Consider the following 15,207-nt stretch of genomic DNA (forward strand, 5'->3'; position numbering starts at 1 on the left):
TACAGTAGATAGTTATTGTATGCAATACTGCCCGGCATGGCCCGCACCCCGTTGCGCAGCGACCTCATCGAGCAGATCACCGCCCGCGTGCTCGACCGGCGGCTCGCCGCCGGTGCCCGCGTCAACGAGGTCCACCTGGCCCGCGAGCTGGGCGTCAGCCGGACGCCGCTGCGGGAGGCGCTGATCGGGCTCGCCGACCGCGGCCTGCTGGTCTCCGCGCCCGGCCGGGGGTTCCTCGTGCCGCCGTTCGACCCGGACGAGGCCCGCCGGCTCTACCCGCTGGTGGCCGAGCTCGAAGCCCTCGCGCTGCGCTGGACGTCGCCGCTGGAGCTGGCCGGGCTGCCGGACGCGCTCGACGCCGTCGCCGCCGAGATGACCCGCGCGCTCGCCGACGGCGGCGATCTGTCCACCTTGGACGATCGGTGGCACGCGCTGCTGCTGTCGCGCTGCCCGAACCCGCACCTGCTGCGGCTGATCGAGCAGACCAAGCCGCTGCTCAAGCGGTACGAGTCGGCCTATTTCGCCGGCGAAGGCCACGCGGGCGAGAGCATCGGCGAGCACCGCCGCATCGCCGCGGCCCTGCGCGACGGCGATCTGACCACCGCGTCTTCGGTGCTCGTCGCCAACTGGGTCAAGGCCCTGGCGTACCTGGGGAAGGACGGAAGATGATCATCGCGCACCTGAGCGACCTGCACCTCGACGGCGGCTCGCGGGCGGACGACCGCGTCGCGGCCGTGCTGCGCTACCTCGGCGGGCTGGCGAAACCGGTGGACGCGATCGTCGTCACGGGGGACATCGCCGACCACGGCACGGCCGAGGAGTACGCGCGCGCCGCCGAGCTGCTGAAGCACCCGGCGCCGGTGCTCCTGTGCCCGGGCAACCACGACGTCCGGGCGGCGTTCCGCACCGGCCTGCTCGACCTGCCGGCGTCCGACGGCCCGATCGACCTGGATCGGGAAGTCGGCGGAGTGCTGTTCGCGCTCTGCGACTCGACGATCCCGGGCCGCGGCGCGGGCTTCCTCGCCGACGAGACCCTGGCGTGGCTCGACGGCGTCCTCTCCGGCGGCGACGGCCCGGCGGTCGTCGCGTTCCACCACCCGCCGGTGGACGTCGGCGTCCCGCTCGTGGACGCGATCCGCCAGTCCGGCGAAGACCGGCTGGCGGCCGTGCTCACCCGTCATCCGCGGGTCGTCGCCCTGCTGGCCGGGCACGTGCACACGGGCGCGTCGACGACGTTCGCCGGGGTGCCGCTGCGCATCGCGCCGGGCGTCGTTTCGGGCGCCCTGCTCCCGGTCGAGCCGGGCGCGGACCGCGGCTGGGCCGAAGGCGGCCCGCTGGAGTACGACCGCCCGCCGGCCCTGCTCCTGCACGTCCTCCACGACGACGGCCGGGTGACCAGCCACCACCGGACGGTCCCGCGCTGAGCCACCCCGAGCGCCCCAATGCGGCCTTGGGTGCGTGTGACGCACCGAAGGCCGCCTTGGGTGCGTGTGACGCACCGAAGGCCGCCTTGGGGCGCGGTCAGCTGCTGAACACCGGCAGGGTGATCCGCGACGGCCGTCCGGCGTCGTGGAACACCTCGAAGCGGTTCGGCTTGCCGTCCACCGCCGACGTGACCGGCTCGTCCGTCCCGTGGTTGCGGGCGAAGCGCGGGAACGCGCCGCCCGCCACCTGGACGCGCAGGCGGTGGCCGCGGGGGAAGCGGTAGGCCGTCGGGTCGAGCGTCACCTCCGCCGTCACCACGCCGTCGGCGTCGGCCGCCGGGAAACCCGGGCGCAGGCGCAGGATCCCGTCGGTCACGTTCCGGGACACTCCGCCGGCGTCGACGTCGCAGAGCCGGACGTAGACGTCGGCGTGCCCGAGCTCGGTGCGGACGTGCACGGTCGCCGCCACCTCGCCGATGACGTCGAGGTCCGACGGCAGCGGCTCGCCGGTGAACACCAGCACGTCCGGCCGGGCCTCGACCGCCTGGTTGTCCCGCTGCTTCCACTCGCCCATGAGCAGCGGGCCGCCGACCGCCGGGGTCGGGTCGGCCGGGTCGTAGGTGAACGTCGTCGGGCGCGCCTCGCCGGTGACGGTCTCGCCGAGGCCGCCGATCGGCCGCAGGTGCGCCGCGGTCGCCGTCGACGGCGGCGGCCAGCTTTCGAAGTCCAGCCACGTGCCGGCGCCCTGGAGGAACAGCCGGACCGGCGCCCGCTGCAGGTACGCGCGGTCGCCGAGCAGGTGCGCGCGCAGGAACCCGAGCTGGTCGCGGATCATCGGGCCCATGCTCGCCGGCTCGCCGTGCGCCCACGGCCCGATCGTGATCCGCGGCGCCTTGCCCGCCTCGGCGAGGAGCCGGAAGTCGCGCAGCTGCGAGCCGACGAACAGGTCGTACCAGCCGGCCACCATCGACACCGGGACGTCCAGGCCGGCGGTTTCGGCGCTGTGGTCGGACATCGCCCAGTAGTCGTCGCCGGGGACGAAGTGCTCGGTGACGTCCCGGAGGAACCGCACCGGCTTGCCGATGGCGGCGACGTCGGCGCCGCTCAGCGGCAGGTGGGTCATCGCCCGGCGGGTCTTGCGCGTCTGCAGCGGGTTCGGCAGCGCGGCGAAGCGTTCCTCCTGCCGCCCGAGCATCGCCGACCACGACACCATGTTGTCCGCCGCGAGCACTCCGCCCGGGTAGAACGTCGAGACGAATTCCGACGCCGTGATGCCGAGGCACATCGCGGCGAGCGGCGGGTCGAGGTACGGCCCGACCGCCCACTGCGTGTGCCCGAGGTAGCTGGCGCCGGCCATGCCGAGGGTCCCGTCGCACCACGGCTGGGCGCGCAGCCACTCGGCGGTCGCGACGCCGTCTTCGCGTTCGAGGTGGAAGGGCCGGAACTCGCCGCCGGAGCCGAACGAGCCACGCGTGCTCTGGACGACCGTCTGCAGCCCGTGCCGGGCGAACGTTTCGCCGAACAGCTTCGACAGAATCCCCTTGCGCCCGTACGGCGTGCGGATCAGGACCACGGGCGCCGACGTCGTCCCGGCCGGCGCGTAGCGGTCGGCGAGCAGCGTGACGCCGTCGGGCATGGGCACGGCGAGATCGCGCGTCACGACCGGCTTGGGGCCTTCGGCGCGGGGCAGCCCGAGCAGCTTGTCGACAAATCGGTCCAGCACCGGCGGCCTCGCCTTCCGAAGTGGAGTAGATCCTTCCGGATCCGACCGTACCTCAGTTCGCGCGCGCGAGGGTTTCCGGCCGCAGCAGGTTCCCCAGCTCCTCGGCCGGGATCAGGCCCTTCTCGACGACCAGCTCCGCGACCCCGCGTCCGGTGGCCAGCGCCTCCTTCGCGATCTCCGTCGCGGCCGCGTACCCGATGCTCGGGTTGAGCGCCGTGACCAGGCCGATCGAGTTCTCGACGTAGGCACGCAGGACGTCGACGTTGGCCGTGATCCCGGAAACGCACTTCGCGGCCAGCGTCCGGCAGGCCGCGCCCAGGTGGGTGATGCTCTCCGAAAGCGAGTGCAGGATGATCGGCTCGAACGCGTTGAGCTGCAGCTGGCCGGCCTCGGCGGCCATCGTCACCGTGACGTCGTTGCCGATGACCTCGAACGCGACCTGGTTGACCACCTCGGGGATCACCGGGTTGATCTTGCCCGGCATGATCGACGACCCGGCCTGCACCGGCGGCAGGTTGATCTCGTTCAGCCCGGCCCGCGGGCCGGAGGACAGCAGCCGCAGGTCGTTGCAGCTCTTCGACAGCTTGACCGCGATCCGCTTGAGGACGCCGGAAAGGTGCACGAACGCGCCGCAGTCCTGGGTCGCCTCCACCAGGTCCGCCGCGGTGACGACCGGCAGCCCGGTGATCTCGCGCAGGTGCCGGCACGCGGCTTCGGCGTAGCCCGGCGCGGCGTTGAGGCCGGTGCCGATCGCGGTCGCGCCGAGGTTGATCTCGTGCAGCAGCGCGACGGCCTCGTTGAGCCGCTGCCGGTCTTCGCCGAGCATCACCGCGTAGGTGCCGAACTCCTGGCCGAGCGTCATCGGCACGGCGTCCTGCAGCTGCGTGCGGCCCATCTTCAGCACGTCGCGGAACTCGACGGCCTTGGCCGCGAACGCCTTCTCCAGCACGACCATCGACTCGGACAGCTCGCGCACGGCGATGATGGTCGCCACGTTCACGGCCGTCGGGTAGGCGTCGTTCGTCGACTGCGAGAGGTTGACGTGCTCGTTGGGGTGCACGACGTGGTAGTCGCCCTTGGCGTGCCCGAGCAGCTCGAGCGCGCGGTTGGCGATGACCTCGTTGGCGTTCATGTTGGTCGACGTCCCGGCGCCGCCCTGGATGACGTCGACGACGAACTCGCCGTGCAGCGCGCCCTCGCGGATCTCCCGGCAGGCCGCGCAGATCGCGTCCGCGAGGTCGGCGGGGAGCAGGCCCAGTTCGGCGTTGGCGCGCGCCGCGGCCTCCTTCACCGAGGCCAGCGCCTCGACCAGGTGCGGGTAGGCGGCGATCGTGGTGCCGGTGATCGGGAAGTTCTCGCGGGCGCGGGCGGTGTGCACGCCCCAGTACGCGTCCGCGGGGACGTCCCTGTCGCCCAGCAGGTCGTGCTCACGGCGGGTGGTCATGCGGTGCTCCCCACGGACAGGTTTCCGGTGAAACGCAGGTTCTCCGGACCGGGTGCGACAGCCACCCCGCACAGTCCGAGCAGCGCGGCCAGCACCGGGTAGCGCGCCCGGTCCCCGCCGTCGGCGATCTTGACCGCGATCGCCGTGCCGTCCGGCAGCGCGGCGACCTGGACGGCCTCGAAGCCGTCCTTCGCGATCAGCCCGGGCACCGCGCGCATGACGGCGGTGACGTCCCGGCGGCTGCCGCCGACCAGCTCGGGGTGGCGCCGGATGCCGTCGGCGACCAGGTGGTCCGGGGTGCCGGGTACGGCCGTGGCGATCTTCGACACCGCCGTCGCGAGCCCGCGCAACGTCGTCGCGAAGAGCGGCGCGCCGCAGCCGTCGACGGCTACCCGGGCGACGGGCCGCCCGGTCAGGTCCGCCACGGTGGCCGCGATCGCGCGCTGCAGCGGGTGCGCCGGGTCGAGGTAGCCCTCGCCCGCCCAGCCGTTCAGCGCGCAGGTCGCGAGCATGGCCGCGTGCTTGCCGGAGCAGTTGTGCGCCAGCCGGGACGGTGCCCGGCCCTCGGCGAGCCAGCGGTCGCGCTCGACCGGGTCGAACGGAAAGTCCGCCGGGTTGCCGAGCAGGTCGGGGGAGCGCCCGCCGAGGACGTCGAGCGCGGCGTCGAGGTGCTTCGGCTCGCCGGAGTGGCTGGCCGCGGCGATCGCGAACCCGGCGGGGGACAGGCGCAGCCCGAGCCGCGCCATCGCGGTGGCCTGCAGCGGTTTCGCCGTCGACCGCGGGTACATCGGCGTGTCGACGTCGCCGGCGGCGAACCGGGTCGAGCCGTCCGGCGCGAGTACGACCGCCGAGCCGTGGTGGACGCCCTCGACCATCCCGTCGCGGACGAGCTCGACCAGGGGTTCGTGGCTCACCGGCCCTCCTCGTCGAACGCGCGCACGTCGATCCGCTTGCGCACGCCGAACCAGCCGGCGACCAGGGCGGCGGCGATGGCCGGGAGCGCCAGCAGGGTGATCCGGCCGGTCTCGTCGAAGCCCATCAGGACGACGACGGCGGCGAGGAACACCAGCGTCGCGATCTCCGTGTACGGCGAAAACGGCAGCCGGAACGACGGCCGCTGGAGGCCGTCGCGCTCGGCCCGGCGCACGAACAGCAGGTGGCAGAGCACGATGATGGCCCAGGTGGCGAGGATGCCGATCGCGGCGAAGTTCAGCACGATGTCGAAGGCCTCCTTCGGCACCAGGTAGTTGAGCCCGACGCCGAGCACGCAGACGGCCGCGGTGAGCAGGATCCCGCCGTAGGGCACGTGGTTGCGGTTCATCACGCCGGTGAACTTCGGTGCCGAACCGGCCGTCGCCATCGACCGCAGGATGCGGCCGGTCGAGTACAGGCCGGAGTTCAGGCTGGACAGCGCCGCGGTGAGCACGACCAGGTTCATCACGCTGTCGGCCGCGGGCACGCCCAGGTGCGAGAGCACGGTGACGAACGGGCTCTGCTCCTTGGTGTAGGAGCTCCACGGCAGCAGCATCGCCAGCAGGACGACCGAGCCGACGTAGAAGACGAGGATGCGCCACATGATGGAGTTGATCGCCTTCGGCATGATCTTCTCCGGGTTCGGCGTTTCGCCCGCGGCCACGCCGACCAGCTCGACCGAGGCGTAGGCGAACACCACGCCCTGCACGATCAGCACCATCGGCAGCAGCCCGGCCGGGAAGAGCCCACCGTGGTCGGCGATCAGCCGCGGGCCGCCCGCGACGCCGTCGACCGGCGTCCGCGTCACCAGCAGGAAGATGCCGATCACCATGAAGAGCACCAGCGCGGCGACCTTGATGATGGCGAACCAGAACTCCATCTCGCCGAACAGCTTCACCGAAACCATGTTCAGCGTCAGGACGACGGCGAGCGCGACCAGCGCGAGCACCCACTGCGGGATCGGCGAGAAGAAGGACCAGAAGTGCGCGTACAGCGCGATCGCGGTGATGTCGGCGATGCCGGTGGTCGACCAGTTGAGGAAGTGCATCCAGCCGGCGACGTACGCGCCCTTCTCGCCCATGAACTCGCGGGCGTAGGAGACGAAGGCGCCGCTGGAGGGCCGGTACAGGATCAGCTCGCCGAGCGCGCGGACGACGAAGAAGGCGAAGAGCCCGCAGATGCCGTAGACGATCGCCAGCGCCGGCCCCGCCTGGGCGAGCCGTCCGCCCGCGCCGAGGAACAGGCCGGTGCCGATCGCCCCGCCGATCGCGATCATGTTCACGTGCCGGGGCTTGAGGGCCTTGTGGTAGCCGGCGTCACCCGCGTCGGGGGTGTCGGCGGTCGTGGCCGGGATGGTCTGTTCGGTCACTGGTCCCCGTTCACGATGCTGGTCAGAGTGGCTTCGACGTGCTGCAGGTGCGCCGTCATGGCGGCGACGGCGCCGGCCTCCGAGCCGTCGGCGATCGCCGTGACGATCTCGCGGTGCTCGATGTTCGACCGGCGGCGCCGGTCGCCGAGCTGGTTGAGGAAGGCGGACTGGCGGGCCAGCGCGTCCCGGATCTCCTCGATGACCTTCCCGAACACCGGGTTGCCCGAGGCCTGGGCGACGGTGATGTGGAAGAGCGAGTCGAGGGCGACCCAGGCGGTGTTGTCGGTCTCGGCCTCCATCCGCTCGAGCAGGTGCGAAAGCAGGTCCAGGTCGTCCTGGCCGCGCCGCACCGCGGCGTACCCGGCGACGGGGATTTCGACGTGCCGGCGCACCTCGATGAGGTCGCGGGCCGAGTAGGGCCCGAAGGTCGGGTTGTCGGCCGGCCCGGTCGCGGTGACGAAGGTGCCCTTGCCGGTCTTCGACTCCGTCATGCCGAGCGCCTGGAGACCGCGCAGCGCCTCCCGGATCACCGACCGGCTGACCTCGAACTCGCGGCTCAGGGCGGCTTCGGAGGGCAGCTTTCCGCCGACGGCGTACTCGCCGCGTTCGATCGCGGCACGCAGGTGGGCCAGCACGGCTTCCATGGCGCTCACCCGGCGAGGAGCACGCTGGCCGGCTTGTCCGGCTGTCTGGCTGTCAGACAGGTTCATGGCGGGAATGCTCGGTCCCGCCGCCGCGGCTGTCAACGCGGGGTTCGGCGTCTGTGGCCCACCTCACCGCCCCGGTGGGCCACGGGGGACGAGCCGGCCGGACGCACCCCGTGCCGCGCTCGTCACCCCCCGAAACGGGTGCGCGTCGCGCCCCCGTTCGCGGCGTCCAGAGGGGCACAATCGAGCCCGGCGAGTGCGGGATAGGCTGGGGGACCCGGGCGCGCCGGTCCGATCCAGACAGGGGAGGTTTTCGCTGGTGTCGAACGATTCTTTCGTCCACCTGCACGTCCACACCGAGTACTCGATGCTCGACGGTGCGGCGAAGATCGCTCCCCTCTTCGCGGAGGCGGCGCGCCTCGGCATGCCCGCGGTCGGCATGACCGACCACGGCAACATGTACGGCGGCGACGAGTTCTACCAGCAGTCCAAAAAGGTGGGCATCAAGCCGATCATCGGCATCGAGGCCTACATCGCGCCGGAGAGCCGGTTCCACAAGAAGCCCGTGTTCTGGGGGCAGGCCAACCAGCGCGGCTCGGACGAGTTCGGTGAGGGCGGCGACGTCTCCGGTGGCGGTGCGTACACGCACATGACCATGCTCGCGTCGAACGCGACCGGGCTGCGGAACCTCTTCAAGCTGTCCTCGCTGGCCAGCATGCAGGGCTACTACCGCAAGCCCCGGATGGACCGCGAGCTCATCTCGGAGAACAGCTCGGGGATCATCGCTACCACCGGCTGCCCGTCCGGCGAGGTGCAGACCCGGCTGCGCCTGGGCCAGCGCGAGGAGGCCATCCAGGCCGCGTCCGACTACAAGGACATCTTCGGCGCCGACAACTTCTTCCTCGAGCTGATGGACCACGGCCTGCCGATCGAGCGGTCGGTCCGCGAGGGCCTCCTCGAAATCGGCCGCCTGCTCGACCTCAAGCCGATCGCCACCAACGACTCGCACTACGTCACCAAGGACCAGGCGGACACGCACTCGGCGCTGCTGTGCGTCCAGGCGGGCAAGACCCTCAACGACCCGACCCGGTTCAAGTTCGACGGCGACGGCTACTACCTGAAGTCGGCGCAGGAAATGCGCGAGTACTGGGATAGGGAGGTGCCCGGCGCGGCCGACACGACGCTGCTGATCGCCGAGCGCGTCGAGTCCTACGAAGAGGTCTACTCGCACAAGGACCGGCTGCCCTTCTTCGAGGTTCCGGAGGGCTACGACCAGGGCGGCTGGCTGCGCGAAGAGGTCCAGCGCGGCCTCAAGTGGCGCTTCCCGGACGGCGTGCCGGACGAGTACTACAACGAGCGCATCGAGATCGAACTCGACGTCATCATCGGCAAGGGCTTCCCGGCCTACTTCCTCATCGTCGCCGACCTCATCAGCTACGCCCGCCGCGTCGGCATCCGGGTCGGCCCCGGCCGTGGTTCGGCCGCCGGTTCGCTGGTCGCGTACGTCCTGGGTATCACCAACCTGGACCCGATCCCGCAGAAGCTGCTGTTCGAGCGGTTCCTCAACCCCGAGCGCGTCTCGATGCCCGACATCGACATCGACTTCGACGACCGCCGGCGCGGCGAGATGATCCGGTACGCCACCGAAAAGTACGGCGCGGACAAGGTCGCCCAGGTCATCACGTTCGGCACCATCAAGACCAAGGCGGCGATCAAGGACAGCGCGCGCGTCCACTTCGGCCAGCCGGGGTACGCGATCGCGGACAAGATCTCCAAGGCGCTGCCGCCGCCGATCATGGCGAAGGACATCCCGCTCTCGGGCATCGTCGACTCGAAACACGAGCGCTACGGCGAGGCCGCCGAGGTCCGCGCGCTCGTCGAGACCGACGACGAGTGCAAGACGATCTTCGAGACCGCCCGCGGCCTCGAGGGCCTGATCCGCAACGCCGGCGTCCACGCCTGCGCGGTCATCATGTCGAGCGAGCCGCTGACCAACGCCATCCCGCTCTGGCAGCGCGACGACGGCTCGATCATCACCGGCTGGGACTACCCGTCGTGCGAGGCCATCGGCCTGCTCAAGATGGACTTCCTCGGCCTGCGCAACCTCACCGTCATCGGTGACGCGATCGACAACATCAAGGCCAACCGCGGGGTCGACGTCGACCTCGACACGCTCGGCGTCGACGACCCCGAGACGTACAAGCTGCTCGCCCGCGGCGACACGCTCGGCGTGTTCCAGCTGGACGGCGGCCCCATGCGCGACCTGCTGCGCCGCATGGAGCCCACGGTGTTCGACGACATCGTCGCGGTCGGCGCGCTGTACCGCCCCGGCCCGATGGGCATGAACGCGCACAACGACTACGCCGACCGCAAGAACAACCGGCAGAAGGTCAAGCCGATCCACCCGGAGCTCGACGAGCCGCTGCGGGAGATCCTGGCCGACACCTACGGCCTGATCGTGTACCAAGAGCAGATCATGCACATCGGCCAGAAGGTGGCCGGGTACACGATGGGCCGCGCGGACGTGCTCCGCCGCGCGATGGGCAAGAAGAAGAAGGAAGTCCTCGACAAGGAGTACGAGGGCTTCGAGGCCGGCATGCGGGCCAGCGACCTGCGGCCCGGCGGCTTCTCGCCCGAAGCGATCAAGGCGCTCTGGGACACGATCCTCCCGTTCGCCGGCTACGCGTTCAACAAGAGCCACGCGGCCGCGTACGGCCTGATCTCGTACTGGACCGCCTACCTCAAGGCGAACTTCCGGGCCGAGTACATGGCCGCCCTGCTCACGTCGGTCGGCGACAACAAGGACAAGTCGGCGGTCTACCTGTCGGAGTGCCGTCGCCTCGGCATCAAGGTCCTCCCGCCGGACGTCAACGAATCGGCCATGCGCTTCGCAGCCGTCGGGGACGACATCCGCTTCGGGCTCGGTGCCGTCCGCAACGTCGGCGCGAACGTCGTCGAGTCGATCATCAAGACCCGCGAGGAGAAGGGCAAGTACGCGTCCTTCACCGACTTCCTCGACAAGTCCGAGCTCGTGGCCTGCAACAAGCGGGTGATCGAGTCGCTGATCAAGGCGGGCGCGTTCGACTCCCTCGGCCACACGCGACTGTCGATGATCCAGGTCCACGAGGACGCGGTCGAGGCCGTCGTCCCGCTCAAGCGCCAGGAGGCGATGGGCCAGTTCGACCTGTTCGGCTTCGGCGGGGACGACGAAGACACCGTGGCCTCGTCCCCGCTCGCGCACCTGAAGTTCGGCGAGGAGGAGTACCCGCGCAAGCAGCTGCTCGCCTACGAGCGCGAGATGCTCGGCCTGTACGTCTCGGCGCACCCGCTGGACGGCGCCGAGCGGATCCTGCGCAAGCACGCCCCGAAGCCGATCGCGAGCATCCTCAACGATCCGCCGAAGGAAGGCGAGCTGGTGATCTCCGGGCTGATCACCTCGCTCGAGCGGCGGGTCAACAAGAAGGGCGAGCCCTGGGCGATCTGCACGGTCGAGGACATGGACGCCTCGCTCGAGGTGCTGTTCTTCCCGAAGTCGTACGCGCTCTTCGCGGGTGAGCTGATCGAGGACAACGCGGTGCTGGTCAAGGGCCGGGTCAACTGGCGCGAAGACAAGATGTCGATCTTCGGCGGTGGCCTGGCCACGCTCGACCTGTCCGAGGTCGGCACCGGCAACGGCGACGACGAGCCGCCCCTGGTCCTGCTGGCGGCGGCGGAGAAGATCGACCAGTCGGTGGTCAGCGAACTGCGGTCCACGCTGCTGGCGCACAAGGGCGAGACCCCGGTGCACCTCAAGCTGGTGGGCAAGAACCAGACGGTCTTCGCGCTGTACGACTACCCGGTCAAGGTCAGCTCCATGCTGATCGGCGAGCTGAAGGGCATCCGCGGCATCACCGCCTCGACGTGACGGGGTCGGGATCCGGGCGCACAACGCGCGCGGATCCCGCCTTTCGTGTTCGCTGATTGGGGGTATCCCCGGCCGGTGAACACGCGTGAGGGCAGCTCTTCGATGTCGTACGAACCCGATCCCCGGCGCTGGAAAGCGCTGGCGGTCTCGCTCACGGCCGGGTTCATGGGCCTGCTGGACGTCAGCATCGTCAACGTCGCCCTCCCCTCGATGCAGTCCGGCCTGCACGCGAGCAGCAGCGGCATCCGCTGGGTCGTCTCCGGGTACGCCCTGGCGTTCGGCCTGGTCCTGGTGACCGGTGGCCGCCTCGGCGACGCGTTCGGCCGCCGGAACATGTTCCTCGGCGCCCTCGCCGGGTTCGTCGTCACCAGCGCACTGGCCGGCGCGGCCCCGAACGAGACGACGCTGGTGCTCGCCCGCCTCGCCCAGGGCCTGGCCGCCGGCATGCTGACCCCGCAGAACACCGGCCTGATCCAGGACCTCTTCCGCGGCGCCGAGCGCGGCCGCGCGTTCGGCATGTTCGGCGCGGTCGTCGGGATCTCGACGGCGGTCGGCCCGATCCTCGGCGGGGTCATCCTCGCCCTCTTCGGGGTACAGGACGGCTGGCGCTGGGTGTTCTACGTCAACGTCCCGATCGGCGTCCTCGCGTTCGCCCTCGCGCTGCGGCTGTTGCCGCGCAGTGAGAAGAAGCAGCTCACGATCCGGTCGGAGATCGACTTCGTCGGCATCGCGCTGCTGGCGGTCGCCGTCCTCGGCGTGCTGCTCCCCGTCATCGACGCCGACAGCGGCGGCTTCGCCCGGTTCTGGTGGCTCTTCCCCCTCGCGGCGGTGTTCGGGTTCGCGTTCGTGCGCTGGGAGCGTTCGGTGGTCCGGCGCGGCCGGTCGCCGCTGCTGGACACCCGCCTGTTCACCGGCACCCCCGGCTACGCCGCCGGCGCGGCCGTCGGTGCGCTCTACTTCTGCGGGTTCGCCGGGATCTGGCTGGTCTTCGCGATGTACTTCCAGCAGGGCCTCGGCTACTCACCGCTGCAGTCGGGCCTGTCGGTGACGCCGTTCGCGCTCGGCTCGGCGGTTTCGGCCGCCGTCGCCGGCCGGCTCGTGCCGCGGTTCGGCCGCCGGCTCACCGTGACCGGGCTGGCCATGGTGGCCGTCGGGTTGCTGGCCGTCGCGCTGCTCGCCGAGCTGGTCCCGCCGTCGGCGTCCGGCTGGGCCTTCGTGCTGCCGCTGGTGTTCGCCGGTGTCGGCGGCGGGATGGTGATCTCGCCGAACACGACGTTGACGCTCGAGTGCGTGCCGGTCCGGATGGCCGGGGTCGCCGGCGGCGCGCTGCAGACCGGGCAGCGGATCGGCACGGCGATCGGCACCGCCGTCCTCGCGTCGGTGTTCGGCCTGGTCGTCGGCCGCGGTTACCCACTGGCGCTCACCATCGCGCTCGGGTGCGCGGCCCTGCTGACGTGCGGCGCGCTCGCCCTGGCGATCGCCGAACTCCGGGCCCGGCGCCACCGGGCGGCCGAGGAGGAACGGGACGAGCGCCGGGCCGCCGACGTGCACCTGGGCTGAGAGACTACTTTCCGCAGATTCGCGATGCTCCATCCGAGTGACGGACGCGAAAAGACACTGGTGCTACGGAGAGCAACCGGGTAGATCTATTGGAGCCTTCACTGCGCGGCTTCGGCTACCGACAGTGGCAATCAGTCGGCCACCCGGGGATGGGGTGACCGGCTCGAGCGATCGAGGCGTCCGGAGTTCGAGGGAATGGACACACTCGGTCACCTTCCGTCCAGTGGGTGTCGGCGTCCGCGGGGGACCGTCCGGCACTCGCGGAAGGGCTGCCCATCGGGGTCCGCCGGCGCGTGACGGTGGCGGGCGGGCCCGGGGGAGGGGGAACCGGGCCCGCCCGTCTGCTTCCCCCGTGTCGCGCCGACCCCGTCCGCGGTGGTCGTGCTGGGATGATCGCGTCCGTCCGAGACCGACGCGGGGAGTCCCATGACCGAGCAGCCGTCGCGGATCCGGGTCTGGTACCGGCCGATGCGCTCCCGCGACCGCGGTGAGCACCACCGCGTCGCGACACCGCTGGAACTGCTCTTCGACCTGTGTTTCGTGGTCGCCGTCGGTCAGGCCGCGGCCGCCCTGCACCATGCGCTCGCCGAGGGGCACGCCGCCCACGGCGTGACGTCGTTCGCGATGGTGTTCTTCGCGATCTGGTGGGGCTGGCTGAACTTCAGTTGGTTCGCCTCGGCGTTCGACACCGACGACGTCCCGTACCGGCTGGCCACACTCGTGCAGATCGCCGGCGGGCTGACCATCGTGGCCGGGGTGTCGAGCGCGTTCGAGGGCGACTTCCGGCTGATCGTCGCCGGGTACGTCCTGATGCGGCTGTCACTGGTCGGGCAGTGGCTGCGGGCGGCGCGGTCCGCGCCCGAAGTCCGGCCCGCGGCGCTGCGGTTCGCCGCCGGGATCGCGCTGTGCCAGGTGCTGTGGATCGCCCGGCTGTTCCTGCCGGCGTCGACGGCGGGCGTGACGTTCGTGGCCGTCGTGCTGTGCGAGCTCGCGGTGCCGGTCGTCGCCGAGCGCAGCGCGCGGACGACGTGGCACCCGCACCACATCGCCGAGCGGTACGGCCTGTTCACCCTGATCGTGCTCGGCGAGACGATCCTGAGCGCGACCAACGCGGTGAAGGAGGGGACGTCCGACGCCGACCACGTCGGGAGCCTCGTCGGGCTCGCCGCGGCCGGGCTGGTGCTCGTGTTCGCCATGTGGTGGCTGTACTTCGACCAGCCCGGCCACGCGCGGCTCGTCCGCCGTCCGGGCATGTTCACGTCGATGAGCTGGGGGTACGGCCACTACCTGATCTTCGCCTCGGCGGCCGCCGTGGGTGCGGGGCTCGAGGTGGCCGTCGGGTACGACACCGGGACGGTGCCCGTCGGCGGGGTCGCCGCGGCCCTCGCGACCACGATCCCGGTCGCGGTGTTCCTGCTGAGCGTGTGGCTGCTGCACATCGGCCCGACGAACGAGTGCCGCCCGATCGCCATCGGCTTCCCGGTGACGGCGGTGCTCGTCCTGGCGGCTTCGTTCACGCCGGCGCCCATCCACGTCGCCGCCGGGCTGGCGGCCGCGCTGGTCGCGCTGACGGTCGTCGCGACCCACGACTCGCCGCTCCCGGCTTGAGGGGCTATCGGTGCAGGTCAGCGGCCTGGCGCGAAAAAAGGGACCCCCCTGTGCGAGGGGGTTCCGGGGGCATGTAAAGTTCTCCAAGTCGCCAGGGAAACCGGGTGGCCGCCGGGAACACGAACCAAGCTCCCACGATCGTGGTAGAGTGGGTGGTCCCGAACCAGGGTGGTATCCCTGGAACAAAGCTTGAAACAAAAGCCGAAGACCAAGGCGCCTCGCGGCGCGGCGGTCCGAAGTGTGTTGCTTGAGAACTCAACAGTGTGCTAGTGAACTAAGCCAGTAGAGCTTATGTATTGAACCTCGTATGAGGTTCCTTTGAGAGCATTAACTTGCCTCGATTAAACTGTTCATTGTTGGAGAGTTTGATCCTGGCTCAGGACGAACGCTGGCGGCGTGCTTAACACATGCAAGTCGAACGCTGATCCACTTTCGGGTGGTGATGAGTGGCGAACGGGTGAGTAACACGTGGGTAATCTGCCCTGCACTCTGGGATAAGCCTTGGAAACGAGGTCTAATACCGGATATCACAACTTCTCGCATGGGGGGTTGTTGA

10 protein-coding genes and 1 rRNA gene are annotated in these 15,207 nt (G+C 70.6%); 6 read left to right on the forward strand and 5 right to left on the reverse strand.

Annotation, left to right across the window (positions count from 1 at the left end; genetic code table 11):
- The first annotated feature begins 36 nt into the window (after positions 1-36).
- The gene (locus ACLJOU_RS30205; protein WP_410572007.1) at positions 37-669 is read left to right on the forward strand and encodes a GntR family transcriptional regulator; all 633 of its coding nucleotides are present in this window, start codon (positions 37-39) and stop codon (positions 667-669) included.
- Complete coding sequence (locus tag ACLJOU_RS30210) at positions 666-1,424, forward strand: metallophosphoesterase (protein WP_410572008.1); 759 nt, start codon at positions 666-668, stop codon at positions 1,422-1,424. Before ACLJOU_RS30205 ends, ACLJOU_RS30210 begins: the two co-directional genes overlap by 4 nt.
- A gap of 97 nt (positions 1,425-1,521) precedes the next feature.
- On the opposite strand, the gene ACLJOU_RS30215 is transcribed toward ACLJOU_RS30210, so the two are convergent.
- The 5 genes from ACLJOU_RS30215 to ACLJOU_RS30235 are packed head-to-tail and all read right to left on the reverse strand — an operon-like array spanning position 1,522 to position 7,576.
- A complete protein-coding gene (locus ACLJOU_RS30215; RefSeq protein ID WP_410572010.1) occupies positions 1,522-3,147 on the reverse strand; it encodes a CocE/NonD family hydrolase in 1,626 nt (541 codons plus the stop codon).
- A 52-nt stretch (positions 3,148-3,199) separates the two neighbouring features.
- The gene (aspA, locus tag ACLJOU_RS30220) at positions 3,200-4,591 is read right to left on the reverse strand and encodes an aspartate ammonia-lyase (RefSeq protein ID WP_410572012.1); all 1,392 of its coding nucleotides are present in this window, start codon (positions 4,589-4,591) and stop codon (positions 3,200-3,202) included.
- Positions 4,588-5,505: an asparaginase gene (locus ACLJOU_RS30225; protein ID WP_410572014.1), complete on the reverse strand. Its 918-nt coding sequence runs from the start codon at positions 5,503-5,505 to the stop codon at positions 4,588-4,590. Before ACLJOU_RS30225 ends, aspA begins: the two co-directional genes overlap by 4 nt.
- Positions 5,502-6,932 (reverse strand): amino acid permease, encoded by a 1,431-nt coding sequence (locus ACLJOU_RS30230; protein ID WP_410572015.1) that lies wholly within the window; start codon positions 6,930-6,932, stop codon positions 5,502-5,504. The genes ACLJOU_RS30225 and ACLJOU_RS30230 overlap by 4 nt, the downstream gene beginning before the upstream one ends.
- Positions 6,929-7,576 carry a FadR/GntR family transcriptional regulator gene (locus ACLJOU_RS30235; RefSeq protein ID WP_410572044.1) on the reverse strand — a complete coding sequence of 216 codons (648 nt, stop codon included), beginning with the start codon at positions 7,574-7,576 and terminating at the stop codon, positions 6,929-6,931. Before ACLJOU_RS30235 ends, ACLJOU_RS30230 begins: the two co-directional genes overlap by 4 nt.
- A 322-nt stretch (positions 7,577-7,898) precedes the next feature.
- On the opposite strand from ACLJOU_RS30235, the gene dnaE reads away from it, so the two are divergent.
- The 4 genes from dnaE to ACLJOU_RS30255 form a co-directional block, all read left to right on the forward strand.
- Positions 7,899-11,483 (forward strand): DNA polymerase III subunit alpha, encoded by a 3,585-nt coding sequence (dnaE, locus tag ACLJOU_RS30240; protein WP_410572017.1) that lies wholly within the window; start codon positions 7,899-7,901, stop codon positions 11,481-11,483.
- A gap of 102 nt (positions 11,484-11,585) precedes the next feature.
- Positions 11,586-13,043 (forward strand): MFS transporter, encoded by a 1,458-nt coding sequence (locus tag ACLJOU_RS30245; protein WP_410572046.1) that lies wholly within the window; start codon positions 11,586-11,588, stop codon positions 13,041-13,043.
- 426 nt (positions 13,044-13,469) lie between these two features.
- Positions 13,470-14,651 (forward strand): low temperature requirement protein A, encoded by a 1,182-nt coding sequence (locus ACLJOU_RS30250; RefSeq protein WP_410572018.1) that lies wholly within the window; start codon positions 13,470-13,472, stop codon positions 14,649-14,651.
- 353 nt (positions 14,652-15,004) lie between these two features.
- A 16S ribosomal RNA gene (locus tag ACLJOU_RS30255) occupies positions 15,005-15,207 on the forward strand; the annotation flags it as partial.

It is taken from the genome of Amycolatopsis sp. cmx-4-61, assembly GCF_046548775.1.
GTDB lineage: Bacteria > Actinomycetota > Actinomycetes > Mycobacteriales > Pseudonocardiaceae > Amycolatopsis.

What these genes read in the sequence shown, in the direction of transcription:
- aspA (WP_410572012.1), bottom strand. Translation starts at nt 4,591, where the DNA reads ATGACCACCCGCCGTGAGCACGACCTGCTGGGCGACAGGGACGTCCCC.
- ACLJOU_RS30250 (WP_410572018.1), top strand. Translation starts at nt 13,470, where the DNA reads ATGACCGAGCAGCCGTCGCGGATCCGGGTCTGGTACCGGCCGATGCGC.
- ACLJOU_RS30245 (WP_410572046.1), top strand. Translation starts at nt 11,586, where the DNA reads ATGTCGTACGAACCCGATCCCCGGCGCTGGAAAGCGCTGGCGGTCTCG.
- ACLJOU_RS30205 (WP_410572007.1), top strand. Translation starts at nt 37, where the DNA reads ATGGCCCGCACCCCGTTGCGCAGCGACCTCATCGAGCAGATCACCGCC.
- ACLJOU_RS30210 (WP_410572008.1), top strand. Translation starts at nt 666, where the DNA reads ATGATCATCGCGCACCTGAGCGACCTGCACCTCGACGGCGGCTCGCGG.
- ACLJOU_RS30235 (WP_410572044.1), bottom strand. Translation starts at nt 7,576, where the DNA reads ATGGAAGCCGTGCTGGCCCACCTGCGTGCCGCGATCGAACGCGGCGAG.